The 14695-nt window shown below is 36.8% G+C and carries 18 protein-coding genes and 1 pseudogene; 1 reads left to right on the top strand and 18 read right to left on the bottom strand.

Going from position 1 to position 14695, the window contains the following annotated elements:
* Positions 1–193: 193 nt before the first annotated feature.
* From ACEVFT_RS16915 to ACEVFT_RS16905, 3 genes are all read right to left on the bottom strand, one after another.
* Positions 194–1156: a DUF3221 domain-containing protein gene (locus ACEVFT_RS16915; protein ID WP_393950816.1), complete on the bottom strand. Its 963-nt coding sequence runs from the start codon at positions 1154–1156 to the stop codon at positions 194–196.
* Positions 1149–1667 carry a sigma-70 family RNA polymerase sigma factor gene (locus ACEVFT_RS16910; protein WP_393950815.1) on the bottom strand — a complete coding sequence of 173 codons (519 nt, stop codon included), beginning with the start codon at positions 1665–1667 and terminating at the stop codon, positions 1149–1151. Before ACEVFT_RS16910 ends, ACEVFT_RS16915 begins: the two co-directional genes overlap by 8 nt.
* 61 nt (positions 1668–1728) lie before the next feature.
* Complete coding sequence (locus ACEVFT_RS16905; protein WP_016994226.1) at positions 1729–2172, bottom strand: Lrp/AsnC family transcriptional regulator; 444 nt, start codon at positions 2170–2172, stop codon at positions 1729–1731.
* A 141-nt stretch (positions 2173–2313) separates the two neighbouring features.
* Here ACEVFT_RS16905 and ACEVFT_RS16900 point away from each other — a divergent pair, with 141 nt between their 5' ends.
* Entirely contained in the window at positions 2314–2898 is a 585-nt protein-coding gene (locus ACEVFT_RS16900; protein ID WP_393950814.1) for a DJ-1/PfpI family protein, read from the top strand.
* Between the two features lie 54 nt (positions 2899–2952).
* On the opposite strand, the gene ACEVFT_RS16895 is transcribed toward ACEVFT_RS16900, so the two are convergent.
* From ACEVFT_RS16895 to ACEVFT_RS16825, 15 genes and pseudogenes are all read right to left on the bottom strand, one after another.
* Positions 2953–4443, bottom strand: coding sequence for a DUF6612 family protein (locus ACEVFT_RS16895; protein WP_393950813.1), 1491 nt, complete (start codon positions 4441–4443; stop codon positions 2953–2955).
* A gap of 215 nt (positions 4444–4658) precedes the next feature.
* Positions 4659–7364 carry an aconitate hydratase AcnA gene (acnA, locus tag ACEVFT_RS16890; protein ID WP_205443747.1) on the bottom strand — a complete coding sequence of 902 codons (2706 nt, stop codon included), beginning with the start codon at positions 7362–7364 and terminating at the stop codon, positions 4659–4661.
* 648 nt (positions 7365–8012) lie between these two features.
* A complete protein-coding gene (locus ACEVFT_RS16885) occupies positions 8013–8234 on the bottom strand; it encodes a hypothetical protein (RefSeq protein ID WP_393950812.1) in 222 nt (73 codons plus the stop codon).
* Positions 8235–8704: 470 nt separating this feature from the next.
* A complete protein-coding gene (locus ACEVFT_RS16880) occupies positions 8705–9169 on the bottom strand; it encodes a GNAT family N-acetyltransferase (RefSeq protein ID WP_393950811.1) in 465 nt (154 codons plus the stop codon).
* Positions 9170–9253: 84 nt separating this feature from the next.
* Positions 9254–9526, bottom strand: coding sequence for a hypothetical protein (locus tag ACEVFT_RS16875; RefSeq protein ID WP_393950810.1), 273 nt, complete (start codon positions 9524–9526; stop codon positions 9254–9256).
* Positions 9527–9601: 75 nt separating this feature from the next.
* A pseudogene (locus tag ACEVFT_RS16870) lies at positions 9602–9676 on the bottom strand (M15 family metallopeptidase); the annotation flags it as partial.
* A gap of 47 nt (positions 9677–9723) precedes the next feature.
* Entirely contained in the window at positions 9724–9915 is a 192-nt protein-coding gene (locus ACEVFT_RS16865) for a M15 family metallopeptidase domain-containing protein (protein ID WP_393950809.1), read from the bottom strand.
* Positions 9912–10112, bottom strand: a complete 201-nt coding sequence (locus ACEVFT_RS16860) for a phage holin (RefSeq protein ID WP_393950808.1) — start codon at positions 10110–10112, stop codon at positions 9912–9914. Before ACEVFT_RS16860 ends, ACEVFT_RS16865 begins: the two co-directional genes overlap by 4 nt.
* Positions 10113–10185: 73 nt before the next feature.
* Complete coding sequence (locus ACEVFT_RS16855; RefSeq protein ID WP_393950807.1) at positions 10186–10458, bottom strand: hypothetical protein; 273 nt, start codon at positions 10456–10458, stop codon at positions 10186–10188.
* 123 nt (positions 10459–10581) lie between these two features.
* Entirely contained in the window at positions 10582–11058 is a 477-nt protein-coding gene (locus tag ACEVFT_RS16850; protein ID WP_393950806.1) for a hypothetical protein, read from the bottom strand.
* 156 nt (positions 11059–11214) lie between these two features.
* Positions 11215–11427 carry a hypothetical protein gene (locus ACEVFT_RS16845; protein WP_393950805.1) on the bottom strand — a complete coding sequence of 71 codons (213 nt, stop codon included), beginning with the start codon at positions 11425–11427 and terminating at the stop codon, positions 11215–11217.
* A 211-nt stretch (positions 11428–11638) separates the two neighbouring features.
* The gene (locus ACEVFT_RS16840; RefSeq protein ID WP_393950804.1) at positions 11639–12373 is read right to left on the bottom strand and encodes a hypothetical protein; all 735 of its coding nucleotides are present in this window, start codon (positions 12371–12373) and stop codon (positions 11639–11641) included.
* 134 nt (positions 12374–12507) lie between these two features.
* Positions 12508–12822: a hypothetical protein gene (locus tag ACEVFT_RS16835; RefSeq protein WP_393950803.1), complete on the bottom strand. Its 315-nt coding sequence runs from the start codon at positions 12820–12822 to the stop codon at positions 12508–12510.
* A gap of 20 nt (positions 12823–12842) precedes the next feature.
* Positions 12843–13670, bottom strand: coding sequence for a hypothetical protein (locus ACEVFT_RS16830; RefSeq protein ID WP_393950802.1), 828 nt, complete (start codon positions 13668–13670; stop codon positions 12843–12845).
* A 264-nt stretch (positions 13671–13934) separates the two neighbouring features.
* Positions 13935–14396: a phage tail protein gene (locus ACEVFT_RS16825; RefSeq protein ID WP_393950801.1), complete on the bottom strand. Its 462-nt coding sequence runs from the start codon at positions 14394–14396 to the stop codon at positions 13935–13937.
* Between the last annotated feature and the right edge of the window lie 299 nt (positions 14397–14695).

The raw sequence follows: 14695 nt of genomic DNA, 5'->3' as shown, positions 1-14695 counted from the left end.
TACTTGACTCCCGTGGGATAGCGAGACAGGCAAAACTCTAAACGGAGCGGTAGCGGAGGAAGCGGTTCGGCGCTCGCCCACAGGAAAGCAAGTAGCCTGCAACGGAAATCCATTTCTACCTTTCAATTGACTGTTTTGTTTTTCAACACTAAGAGGCTAGACATTCTATAATCATTGAATGTCTAGCTTCTTTTTATTGATATTCCTTTACTATTTTCATCTCGACGATATCTTTATAATCAATGAACGGCTGAGTGTCATCGTTCCCAATCGCCTGTCTATACTGTACTTCTACTCGATCGCCAACTGATAGTGTTTTCGGGACATCCACTAGAGGAAACCATGTACCATTGCTATGTTTTTGCACTAATTCATCGACAGATTTTTGACCAATCTCGCTTTCCAGGACACCTGAGACAACTAAAAACTCATGTTCCTTGATCGTTAAGACGGTTCCACTTCTGATGAGCTTCATCTGACTGTCCTTTTCTGGAATTTTATATTTTTCTTGTAAGGATACAATGTCTTTATGATAGTGTTGCTCTAAATAATTCATGGCTTCTCGCTCGACAAGCCATGTACGAATTGGATAACTTACATCCTTATAATCGGCTTTGCTTGCCTCCCATAATAAGTTAACTGTGGCCATTTTATAAGCGATTGGCATTGCATATTTAGCAGAAAACTCTTCTTTTGTGATTTGCAGCATTTGTAATCGTTCATCCATTGTTGGCTGAGTTTCATTGCTAAATCCCTCCATAATCAGCTCTAGCTCTTTATCTACTTGCTCCTGTGAGGGGATTAACTTCCTTGATTGCGCGTAAGCAAAAGTCGATTCAAGATATAAAAAACTATCAAAACTTGCCTTATAGAGACGATATTTCCCATTCATATAAGCATCCTTTTGTAAATGTAGCTCTAAAATCCGCTCATCTAATACTTGGGGAATCTTAGATGCTTGCTGTTGTTGTTCATTATATTGATGATATATAAACAGCCCTATGCAGATACTTAAAATCATAGCCAAAACGCCATATGGCCAACGTTTAGCAGATTTTTTTTCATGGCGTTGTTGTAAATGCTGGACCACATTTGTCATCACGCGCTTTTTGCTTTCTGATAAATCCCTTACTACGCGAACGTCCACTTTACTCATGCAGGAGCACCTCCCATTCAACATGCTGTAACTGTAGCTTTAATAACTCTCGCCCACGACGTAGCCTTGTTTTGACGGTGCTTTCAGGAATAGTTAACAGCTCTGCAATGTCCACAACAGGCATTTCTTCAAAATAAAAATGTATAATGACCTCACGCTGCTTGAATGGGAGAGCTAGAATCGCATTTTCAATCAAAGTACGTTCATCTTGCTGTACAAGCATATCTCTTCTCGTGACGGTTTGCTTCGGAAAAATCTTCTGTTGAACTTGAATTTTCCGATAGGTCCAGCTGCGTAAATAATCTTTACTTCGATTACTAACTAATTTCGATAAATAAGCCTTTAGCTCACCACGTTCCTCATAGTTTTGCTGATTATCATAGAATTTAATAAAGACATCTTGTACGATATCTTCAGCGCTTTGTAAATCTCTAACATAATAAAAGGCAAGACGAATAAGCCTCTCTGTATGCTGTTCCATTATTCTTTCCAGTTCATGAATTAGCAACATTCTTCCTCCTCTCTACCCTATTAACGGTGCTCACGGCTTCGAGGTTTGCTTTTTTTGTCATTTACCCCAAATCATTGTCAGCAAATGGTGTAATCACCTGTTTTTCCGTTGAAGATAACACGATATTAGTAGAAGGCGTGCCATAGGGCATAGCCGCATCAATAAATTGTTCTAATGTTTCTACTGAATAGGTCGCTAGTTGAACAATATAACTAATTTCCCCTGCCACCCGATAGCATGCCAAAACATCAGGATGAGCATTACAAAAGGAAGAAAGACTTTTACAATCAATGGATTTAAATAAAATAATGGCTTCAATCGTACGTTCCATCTTTTTCAAATTTACCTTTGCATGATAGCCTTCAATCACTCCCTGCTCCTCCAGCTTTTTGACTCTTTCAATAACGGCAGGAGAGGATAAATGAACGGTAGTGGCTAATTCCTTCATCGAGATTTTGGCATTTTGCTGTAACTGCTGTAAAATTTGTGTATCAATATGATCCATGGTCCATCACCTTTCTAAATCAATCATTTAGGACATAATACCTTTTCAAATAAAGTTTTTTACCTAAAATCCATTATACAGCGTATGTAATCTTTTATCCCTTTTGTTTACAATAAAAGCAATAAAGGAGGCAAAACAAACATGAAAAAAATATTATTACTATTAGCAAATGGCTTTGAAGCGGTGGAAGCAAGCGTCTTTACTGATGTGCTAGGCTGGAATAAATGGGAAGGTGATGGGACGACAGAGGTGGTTACAGTCGGCTTGCATGAACAGCTACAATGCACATGGAATTTTAAAGTCACTCCTGAAAAATTGCTCCATGAAATTAATTTAGAGGAATTTGATGCCTTAGCGATTCCAGGTGGCTTTGAGGAAGCGGGATTTTATGAGGATGCCTTTAGCAAGGAATTTCAGGCAGTCGTTCGCCACTTTGATGAACACAAAAAACCGATTGCAACAATCTGTGTAGCTTCCCTTATTTTAGGACATAGTGGAATTCTTCAGCAACGTCAAGCAACTACCTATAATCATCCAACAAGTAAACGTTTAGCACAGCTAAAAGGCTATGGCGCAACTATTGTCAACGAGCGCATTGTGCAAACAGATCATATTATCACCTCCTCCAATCCAGGAACAGCTTTTGATGTTGCCTTTCATTTACTAGAAACACTGACATCTGCTACAAACACAGCGAAAGTAAAAGAATTAATGGGTTTCCACTAAAGCATAAAAAAGTAGGTTTACGCCAATATACTTGGCATAAACCTACTTTTTGTATTATTTGCTTACTGGTGCTGTTTCTGATGCGCTAAAATCCATTTCCTTTGCGTTGTCTAGCACATCTTTTGGAATCGTAATCGTTGTTACCGCATTGAAATCATGATATTTGATCGTTGTTTGCTGTCTTGTTTTGATCGAATTGCCTTCTACTTGCATCTTTAATGTCATATCCATAGCAATTTCTTCTACATCGAATGTTTCTTTATTAATCAATAATTTATATGTGAGACCATCAAAGGAAATATTGCCTAATTGTGCCTCTAAATCAGCATCCATTCCTAAATCCATTGCGCCAAGCTGTTGCTTCACTAGTTCTGTGAATTTATCGCCAGCGCCCTTTAGAGTTAATTCATAACGGTTTGCTGTTTCAACTAATGTGAAATCTTCAGCAAATGCTTGTAGCATCTCCAATTGTTCTGTTGCATCTGGCTGCATCCCTGTTTGGCTCAGTACATCCTCAAAGAATTGTTTCGGGAACTTCACCCAAGCCTGTTGTTCTGCCTCATACATATACATACCATCTTTAGCCGTCATATACATTTTAATCGGCAAATTGATCGCTTCACCACTTGTTGGATCTGTTAATGACATTGTACCATCCGCAAAGAATTGCATCGGCTCTGTCACAATTTCCATCTTCATGTTGCCTTTAGAATCCATTTTCATGGTTTCCTTACCATCGTTTGCCTCCACTGACTGAGAGATTGTCATGGTAGCCTTCATGCTTTTTAGCTCTTTTTGCTTAGCTAATGTTTTAGTAAACACTTCCTCTAACAAAGCACTATCCTTTGTTGTCGTAGGTTGTTCTTCCGTTACCTGCTCCTCTGTAGGTTTTTCCTCTTTTTCTTCCGTTGTAGGCTTTGTAACCTCAGCTAAGCCTAATGCGTTTACAATAAATGTCGCTAACTGACCACGTGTAACATTTTTATCTACACCAAATTCTGTGGCAGAAACACCCTTCGCAATACCTGCCTCATACAGTGCTGTTACTGCATCTGCGAATGGACTATTTTGTTGTACATCTGTAAATGGACTTTTGCCTTCTGCTGTTAAACCTGCAGCCTCTGCTACCATTATCGCCATTTGACCACGAGTAATCGTGTCATCTGGACGGAATGTATCATCCTCATAGCCTTGTACAACCCCAAGATTAACTAATGTAACGATCGCTTTATAGAATGGGCTAGATGAATCGACATCCTTGAAATTTGGATTCTCTACAGTCATATCCGTTGTTGTTAGTTGGAAAGCACTTGCTATCATCTTCGCCGCCTGTCCACGTGTTACGTCCTGTGAAGGCTTAAATGTACCATCTGGAAAACCATTAATAATATCTTTTGCATGTAATGTGGAAATACTGTTAAAATGCGCATAATCTTCGCTCACATCTGAAAATGGACTTGCAGCCGAAACAGGTACTACCGCAACAGCAGTAACCGCCATTGCAGCTGTTGCCGCTGTATAAAGCTTATGTTTTTTCTTTGTCATAATTAATCGTCCCCCGTTTATGTAAATTTTAATGCTTACCTATTAATTTTATCGAAAGGATGGGGAAAATGCTAGGTTAGTTGGAAATTAAATTATAATTATCCATTATATCCGTCATTTGGTTCGATTTATCCATATTTTGGCCACTTCTATCCATCACTTTCTCAATAAATAAAAAAACCGACCTCCTAAGAGATCGGTTTTTATGGTGATGATTACTCAGCAGCTTTTGCGCGTAGAACCATTTGTAGGATACCACCGTGACGGTAGTAGTCTACTTCTACTTCTGAGTCGAAACGAGCTAAAGCTTGGAAAGTTTTAACTGTGCCGTCTTCAGATTTAGCAGTTACTGTTAAGATTTCACGTGGTTTTACGTTGTCAGTAATGTTAACAGAGATTTCTTCTTTACCAGTTAAGCCTAATGTATCAGCAGATTCACCTGGCATAAATTGAAGTGGAAGAACACCCATCATTACTAGGTTAGAACGGTGGATACGCTCGTAAGATTGTGCGATAACAGTTTTCACGCCAAGTAGGAATGTACCTTTCGCAGCCCAGTCACGAGAAGAACCCATACCGTAGTCGTTACCAGCAAGTACGACTAAGCCAGTACCTTGCTCTTGGTATTTCATACATGCGTCATAGATGTACTCTACTTCGCCTGTTGGCCAATAAGTAGTGAATCCACCCTCTGTACCAGGAGCCACTTGGTTACGGATACGGATGTTTGCAAATGTACCACGCATCATTACTTCGTGGTTACCACGACGAGAACCGTAAGAGTTGAAGTCACGGATTGCAACACCGTTTTCAATTAAATATTTACCTGCAGGTGTATCTTTACCGATTGCACCAGCTGGAGAAATATGGTCAGTTGTGATTGAGTCACCAAACTTCGCCATAATGCGTAAGCCGTCTAAGCCTTTAATAGCTTCTGGCTCTTTTGCAAGACCTTGGAAGAATGGTGGGTTTTGGATGTAAGTTGATTTGTCATCAAATGTGTAAAGAGACTCAGTTGATGTTTCAATTGCATTCCATTTTTCGTTCGCTGTGAATACAGTTTCGTATTCTTTTTGGAATAACTCACGGTTAACAACAGTACCTAATACTGCGTTAACTTCTTCAGTTGAAGGCCAGATATCAGCGAAGAATACTTCGTTACCATCTTTGTCTTTACCGAATGAATCTTTTTGTAGATCGATATCCACTGTACCAGCAAGTGCATAAGCAACAACAAGTGGTGGAGAAGCTAAGTAGTTAGCTTTTACAAGTGGGTGTACACGACCTTCAAAGTTACGGTTACCAGAAAGAACTGAAGTTACGAATAAGTCATTTTCTTTAATTGCATCTTCGATTTCAGGTAATAATGGACCTGAGTTACCGATACATGTTGTACAACCGTAACCTACAGTGTTGAAACCGATTTGGTCAAGGTACGTTTGTAAACCTGAATCTTCAAGGTAACCAGTTACAACTTTAGAACCTGGTGCTAAAGAAGTTTTTACCCATTTCGGCACTGTAAGACCTTTTTCTACAGCTTTTTTCGCCACTAAGCCCGCAGCAATCAATACGTATGGGTTAGATGTGTTTGTACAAGAAGTGATGGCAGCAATTGCAACAGCACCTGTTGGAATTTCTACATCGCCTTCAGCGAATTTCGCTACAGAAGTTTTTGCGAATTCATCTTCTGTTAAACCGAAACCTTGTGTACCTTGTGGTGCCACTACTGCTTCTTTGTAACGAGAACGCATTTGAGATAGTGGAATTAAGTCTTGTGGACGTTTTGGACCAGAAAGGTTTGGTTCGATTTCAGCTAAGTTTACTTCTAAAACATCAGTGTAAACTGGCTCTAATGTTGGGTTGAAGAACATGTGGTTCGCTTTTAAGTAAGCTTCTACAACCGCGATGTGCTCTTCGTCACGACCAGTTAAACGCATGTAGTTTAATGATTCTTCGTCGATTGCGAAGTAACCACATGTAGCACCATATTCAGGAGCCATGTTAGAAATTGTCGCACGGTCAGCTAGTGGTAATTTAGATACGCCAGGTCCGAAGAACTCAACGAATTTACCAACTACGCCACGTTGACGTAATACTTGTGTTACTTTTAATGCTAAGTCAGTAGCAGTTGTTCCGTTTGGAAGATCGCCAACTAATTTAACACCGATAACTTCAGGAATTGGGAAGTATGAAGGCTGACCAAGCATACCTGCTTCAGCTTCGATACCACCTACGCCCCATCCAAGAACGCCGATACCGTTGATCATTGTTGTATGAGAGTCAGTACCTACTACTGAATCTGGGAATGTTTCGAATGTGCCATCAGCATTTTCGTTAACATGTACAACTGGAGCTAAGTACTCTAAGTTTACTTGGTGAACGATACCTGTTGCTGGTGGTACAGCACGGAAGTTATTGTAAGCAGTTTGAGCCCATTTTAAGAAGTTATAACGCTCAGCGTTACGTTCGAATTCTAGGTCCATGTTTGCTTGTAATGCAGATGCATTACCGTATTTGTCAACTTGTACTGAGTGGTCAATTACAAGGTCAACTGGAATAGCAGGGTTGATTTTGCTTGGGTCGCCGCCCATTTCCTTCATTGCAGAACGAAGAGATGCAAGGTCAACAACTACTGGTACACCAGTAAAGTCTTGTAATACAACGCGAGAAGGTTTGAATGGTACTTCTGCTTCTGGGTCAGCACCGTTACCCCATTTTGCTAATTCGTTTACGTGTTCTTCTTTAATTACATACGCATCATATTGACGTAAAACAGATTCTAATAATACTTTAATTGAATAAGGAAGGTTTGAAACTTTTGCAACGCCAGCTTTTTCAATCGCAGCTAAATCATAGTAATTGTAAGTTTTACCATTCACTTCGAATGATGCACGGCTGTTGTGTAAATTACCTTGTGCCATTTGCGGATCCCCCTAATATATCTTTTTGAAAAGGCTTTAAAAATGTGTAGCATCTTTTCTCCAATACCCATGATAGCGCATTTATATTCATAAGTAAATTACATTAATATTATCTTTTTTGATAAGCATAACTTATGACCTTGGTTTCTATCCTGATGTTTTTAATTTTTTGATGTGCATAATATCAAGGTTTTGTATTAATGAGGGTTTCTATACCTATCTAACGAAGCATATCTAAGTGTATTTAACTGGGGTACTTTTTGGGGCACTCGCTGGGGCACCTGTAACTTTTTTTAAAATGGTGCCCCAGTTCGTAAAATGTAGATAAAGAAGGTTTGAACAGGTACTATTTTATAAGGAAAGAACGATATAAATTCCCTTAAAATTAATCTTATTTCTTTGCCACAGTCTGTGGCATTTTTATTTTTTTATATAAAAACAACATTCTACTATATTAATACATTTTTATTATGGTACCTTCTAGTGGCTCATCTCGTTTGTAGATGCTAAAGATTTTTGTTTGCTTTCTCTCATTGCTTCAGTAATGAATTTACATTTTTTTACAAATCCAATTCATCACGATTCATGTGTTTGGGCTCTTTTTTCTTTGTTGGTGTTTTTATTTTAGACTAACATATTTGACAGCCACTAAAATCTTTCGCTGAAATTGACAGTTATAATATTCTCATCTCTATGGACCATTCTGATTACGTTGTAACCCTGTTCCTTTAAAAGGTTTAGAGCAACTTCGTCTGTTAGTGCTTCATGTTCTTCGTGTGTTAATTGTAAGCTTGATAAACCTATAATTGGTACATTGTCAAGCTTACGTTTGAATAAAAATTTTACTGGTACTATTATATCGTAATTCATAATCCACACCCCTTTTTACAGATATTTCTACATATAAGTTTAAAGACCCTTCCATTAAATCGAATATCAACTTTATTTCTATGTACAAAACATCCTGATTTTCCTAAAATGGTAAATAGTAGATAGGTATATTGAGGTGAATACAAATGAATAATTGTCCTAATTGTTTAGCTAGTAGTCCTTTTAAGAAAGTATATAGAGATGGTTTAGTATTTGTGAAATGTGAATATTGTAATACAATTTTTGAAGATACTTCAACGAGAAAAATGAGAGACGCGTCAGAGCGAGTACGAAAGGAAGTCCAAAACAAAGTCACAAACGAAGAAAACATTCGCGCAGCTGAAAAATTCGTTTGGGGTATAGTAGTTCTAATCATTATTTGCGTTATTATTGACGCAATGTTATGGAGTAATTAATCTCTACAATGCCCAGGCTCAAATTAATGAGTACCTGGGCTTACTGTTACATTATCAAATTGTTTTAGACATTGTTATATTCGTAATTTCATAACCCATTTTTTCATATAATCCACGTGCAATTTTATTATGACCAAAAACGTTTAAACCAATTTTATTCATACCTAACTCTTTAGCAATAATTTCAGCTTCTTTCATTGCTTTCTTGCCATGTCCTTGTCCTTGATATTGTTCAAAAATCACAAAGTCATAAATAAAACCTTCATTAGGTTTTGTAGGGGCTTTTTGTGAAATCCAAATCATTCCAACTAAAATATCGTTGTGAAAGATCGACAATAAATGATTACTCTCAGTCTTCTCGTCTTTTGGTAGTAGTCGTGCAAATGATTCCCTCGACAAGTCAATCGCCTCATCTTCACTCCAATTTCCGGAAGCGATTTTGTCTTTAGCATAGTCTTCAATTGCATAACTAATATATTGTTTGAACTCTTCTTGGTTCATAGGTTTTAATGAAATCAATTTATTTCCCTCCTAATCTATCTTTCAATCTTAACATTTTTTCAAAATTCATCATAATTATACCTAAAATTAGTTTTTCAATTATTAAATGCTACGTTGTGTAATGATATTCTTCAATCCCTCAAAATCAACGTTTGTCATGGTTCCATTATCGAATTTCTCCAACCAAGATTTAACGATCAACTTTTTATCGACTGCTTGTTGAATATAATCACGTACTGCAGCTTTTGCGGTTGAACTTGTGAATTTCATCGTATCATCATCCTTTTCTGTTTGTTGTGGTTCGTCCTCTAGAATAAGTTGCACCCTTACTGTTGGTACGATTACTTCTCCTTCTAATTTATAGCCTGCAGGCATTGTCCAATTAGTAGGTATTTCAAAATGTGGTGCATCATACTGACCTACTGGCCAATAGCCTTCCCAAGTAATTCCTAGCTTTTTCGTAATTGCTCCTACCTTTGACAGATTGGAAATATCGTATAGATTTCGTGGTGGAGCAACAGCAATATCCCAAGCCCTACGTGATGTATGGTTACTATTACGCGTCCAGATAACTACTTGACCTGGTCTTGTCCGACCTTGCGCTTATACAAGTAGTTTTGGCGTGCTTGGCTACGGTATGTTTCGGTAATGAAGATAAAATTGATACCTGCCTTGTAGCATTCTTGAAAGAGTAGTCGACATGCTGTTTGTGCGACCGCTGTTAATTCGCTTAAATCACAACATATAGTTGTTACACTAGTCATTTCACATCATCCTTTGATTTTTCATATTTTAATGCTTGTTCACTATCACTTGCACCTTCAGTTGTCGGATCAACAACAACACCAATTAGCACTAAAAAAGCGAGTACAGTGTTAAATAACTCTGTAACTCGCTCGTTATAAATTGTTTTGTCGTAGCCGAATAGTGCGCCGATTTGTCGAATGATTAGTAGCAACAATGCAAATGCTCCCACTAAGAACGGCTTGTGTTTTAACGTACTTTCCAGTTGATTTTCATAAAAATTCCTCCAATTATAATTTCATAAAATTTAGTACAAGTGCAATGATTGCTACAGCCCAGCCACCCCAATTACGAATGGCTTCTAGTACTTTGTTATTACCAATGGATACAGCTTCAATTTGTACCAGCAGTTCTTTTACATGATCTACCTCAAGTTTTAGTCCAGAGTACTCTTCACGTAATCCGTTGTACTGTTTAATCAAATTACGAGTCTCTTGAATTTCTCCTCGTAAAGCATTAATTTGTTCAAACAATTCTTTATTTGAATACCATTCTTCGCCCATCTCGGACACCTGCCTCACAAATAAAAATAGCACTGCTCGGTACAGTGCATCGCTTAGGTCTTGTTGTATAAAAATAGCCCTCCACAATAGTTGTGGAAGGCAAATACGGTTTTTAGACAATTTCTACCAATCTGGTTCTAATATTTTTATTCTACCCATTAACGCATCAATAATAGGACCAGCAGTCGGAAATCCAGTAAGCTTCTTTTCATAGCTATATCTCCAGTTAATGAAAGCACTACTCATTTCCTTTAACGCTGAATCTAAATCTATTTTCATTTCAGGTACTTTCTGCTTTAATACCATGGTAGTTTGACTTTGTGAAACTAACATATCATATATCATTTCAATAATAGTTCTACTTTCATCACTTAACTTCCGATAAAGTTTATCCAGATGATGTATGTTTGGTGCAGGCTGACCTTTTTCAATCATGTAAATACATTTTAATAATAGCTCAATACTAAATGAAGTATTTGTTACTATTGGCGCAATATAAGTTGAGATATCATTTGTTTCAGATAACTTTTTATTCAAAGCAATGCTTGCGGCCAAAAAGCTTTTTGCTGTATTATAAATCTCTTTAGCGTTATAGTTCAAAGTAATTCCCCCTTATCTGTAAAATTCTACAATAAAGGTTGAATACTTTCAAAGAACGCTAACTTATTACTAGCGTTTATCTTCTTACTTCCCCACTTATTTGACTTAATTCTTGTTTAATTCTTTGTACCAAAGTCCGTTTCCCTCAAAGAGAACTTACTCACCATTAACTGGCTCTTTTCCAACAAACAAAAAATCTTTTACAGTTCTTCCTGTTGCATTTAAAATTTCGTTGGCTAATTTACTTGCAATAACATTTGGATTAGTGAAATTCTGGCTGACCTTTGGTGAAATATACGCAGCTGATTTTTCTACACCTTTTATTAAATATGTGTAGCCACACTTCAAATGCACTTTTTCACCATTCATATATATCACTCCTTTAATCGTTATTCGACAAAAGGAAATAATCCCCTTCTAATTTAGACAATAAAAATAACGCTTAGATTTTCTGCTTGCGTGAAATTTCTTACTGAACAATATGGAACATGTATACGGATGCGTTTCTTTGAATTCCTATTACCATAAGATAACGGCATTTAATCCTCCTGTTTTATTATTTCCACAAAAACTAGGATTTTTATTGGTTGCTATTTTCGTTATTATTACCTGTGCTTTGCTTTTTATTATCATTATAATTTAAATACAAAATGAAAGTTACTAGGAATGTCAGAAGAAAGAGCAAATATAGAATAAATTGGGTCCAATTTTCAGTAAAAAATACACTAATTAACATTGCAATACTTACTACTCCAATAAAAATGTTACAGCCAAGTATCCAACTACTATTATACATTTTATTATGAAATGTATCTTTTCTACGAATTTTTTTATACTTCCTTTTTTCTTTTGCATCTAAAAACTCTTCTATTCCATTAGACTCTACTAATAAAGAATTATCATTACTTAATTTTATAATTCGATAAATAGGATCACCTTTATCATTCACTATGTGGTAATCATATTTAAAAGATAAACAATAAACAAAAAAATAAATTATTTTTTCTAGTAAAAAGATTAAAGCTGCAAAAGTTATGAAAAAAACTGCTAATACGCCTAAAAGCAAACTTCCTTCTAATTCTGTAAATTTATCTGAAAATGTGATTATCAAAAACATGGTAGCTACAAATGAAATACTTAACATAACGTATTTAGTTATCGCAATTTGGAATCTTTTGAAATTGCTTAATCTAATTCTTTCCAAATCAGTTATTCCCCAATTATCAATCGTTAACTTTACTACATAAGCCACAAGAGGTATTACTGTAACAATGTAGGGATGTAAACTGTCAGGTATATTTGCTAATATAGACACAAAACCATCTCCTTTATAGTAAAAATTTCGACAAAAAGGGGTGATTTTCCTCTAATTTTTAAATTCCTTCTGTTTTCTCTAATATATAATCCTCCACAGCTTGTCTGCAATTCGTACAACAATTTGATTAATCATTATAAAATTCCTTCCTCATTTGCATCTGTTTGTAATAAAAGAATATCTTCTTTTAAATTCTTGATTTTCAATTGATCCTCTGTTGGTTCAGGTTCGGAAAAATACTCAAATACAGGTTCTTTTGTTTCAGGATTAATTGAAGCAATATACTGTTTCAACGAGTCATAATAATTGACTTCTAAGTCCACGTATCGAATTTCTCCTTTTATTTCTTCATGTTGCACAGGAAGCGTAGATTCCCATATCTCTCCTGTTTGCCATAGAATCTTACCTGTAGAATCAAAGAAAACCCTATTTCCTCTTGAGAAGTTCATGTTATTGCCACCCTCCTTATCTAACCGACAATTGTATACTTATAATACCTAGACACTAGTGGAACTGGCATAATAACTGCCCACTTACCATTCAGACTCGTAACACTAGCTATCATCAAATAAGAATCCTGACCAGTCGCAGTTGCCCCTCCAAAGTACCCAGTCACATGTCTCGATAAGTTAACTCCTAAACCTTCATCCTCAGCTATATACAGTGACGAGTATTCTTCCACATTACCAGTTAGCGTCATTGAAAAGACACGTATGATTTTGGGCGCAAATGGAATGTCTTCAATGGATATATAAGGTTGATATAACGTACCTGTAACTTTAGCAAACTTAAAGCTATACGTATTTGATGGTGATAATTTTGTACCTGTCATCATTAGCTTTGCAGGAATAGCATCAATGTTAGCAGCCATCTGAACAAACGTAGCGTCTGCTGAGGTTTGTACACCTTTACCAGTAATAGAGGCTGCCAAAGTTCCCTTGCTATTACCTACATGTGTAAAAATTGATTGTTGTGGAGGATTGGTATCTGCTACTGAACCCAGATCTATATTGGTTGTAATAGAGTCTAAAACTTCGAACGCATTACCTAAACTAGTGATATAATCCAACTCAATATATAAAGGTACTTTTGTCTTTTTCTTATATACTGATATTGTTAAAACATTGTCCATAGTATGAGCTGACCCGCATCTGAAGTCTCTAGCTACAGTAGGCGATATTGTAAGTATCTCCATACTAGACGCTACTAAAGTTCCGCCTTGATCAATAGCCACATTAAGAATGATTTCTGCCCCTCCAACAGAATTGGTAACATCTCTATTTGTAGCTACCATCATTTTTATTACACCCGATACTTCCAAGTCAGCGAATTTCATCCTTAAAATTTCTAAAACTTCTGAACTACTGAAATTTATTTCGGTAAATGCTCTTGTTGCATGGTTGTTGTTAATCTTGAGCGTTCCGTTAGCATTAGGCTTACCTATTTCAATTTCTGACCAATCCGCCCCATCGTTGAATCCTAATTTATCATTAAAGTATCGGATGCCATGCGCTCCGTTTTCACTCGCTACACTTTGTCCCGAATGTTCAGTAAGCTCTGTTTATACCTGCGCTACTTTTCCATCTACATAATTACGCGATGCAACAATAACTGTTGGATCAATAGTTAGTTTCACGATATCTGCATTATTTGTTTCGATGACAAAATGTACAACTGTTTCTTCTGACACACCTTCTGATAATAGAGGTTTGTACTTTTCTGGATATTGTCCAATTGCAATTAACTGATTTTTATCGTCAAAAATACCAATTTCCCTAATTGTAAAACCACCAGCTGTTACAGGGATAACAGCGTCGATAATAATACGATTGCTGTTAGTTGGATCAATTGATAGTCCAGCGATAGGTCCCCGCCAAACTTCGTGTACTAAGGCTGTTTGATTTTGTGTAGGAACGTAGTGAGCGCCGTTGCCATCACCGAGCGCGATGTACTCTAACCCCACTTTGGACTGTGTGACTTGGGCATTGGCGATTGAAGTTAGCCTTTTGCTCTCAAAACCCACCCCCTACCCTCTCAGCTCAAAGCGTTTTGGCTGTTTGATGCAATTTACAAACCAAAAGAAAAAGCCTCCACCCTAAGATGAAAGCTTTGATGTTGTGGTAAATTGTCGAGAGCTCACTTGCAACTCGTGATAGAACGAAACCACGTTATTTTGAATCGATAGCTTGTGTTAGTGCACTTAGTAAATTTGACCGAAATAAATGGAAAGTGGACGAAGGTCACATATAAACCACTTCCTTATTTAAATCAAAAGAAAGTTTGAATTGACACATATTCTATAAATAAAAATACCCCAATATA

This window comes from Lysinibacillus sp. PWR01, assembly GCF_043359455.1.
Classification (GTDB): domain Bacteria; phylum Bacillota; class Bacilli; order Bacillales_A; family Planococcaceae; genus Lysinibacillus; species Lysinibacillus fusiformis_F.
Note: the sequence above shows the minus strand (reverse complement) of the source record. Positions and strands in the feature narration are given on the sequence as shown.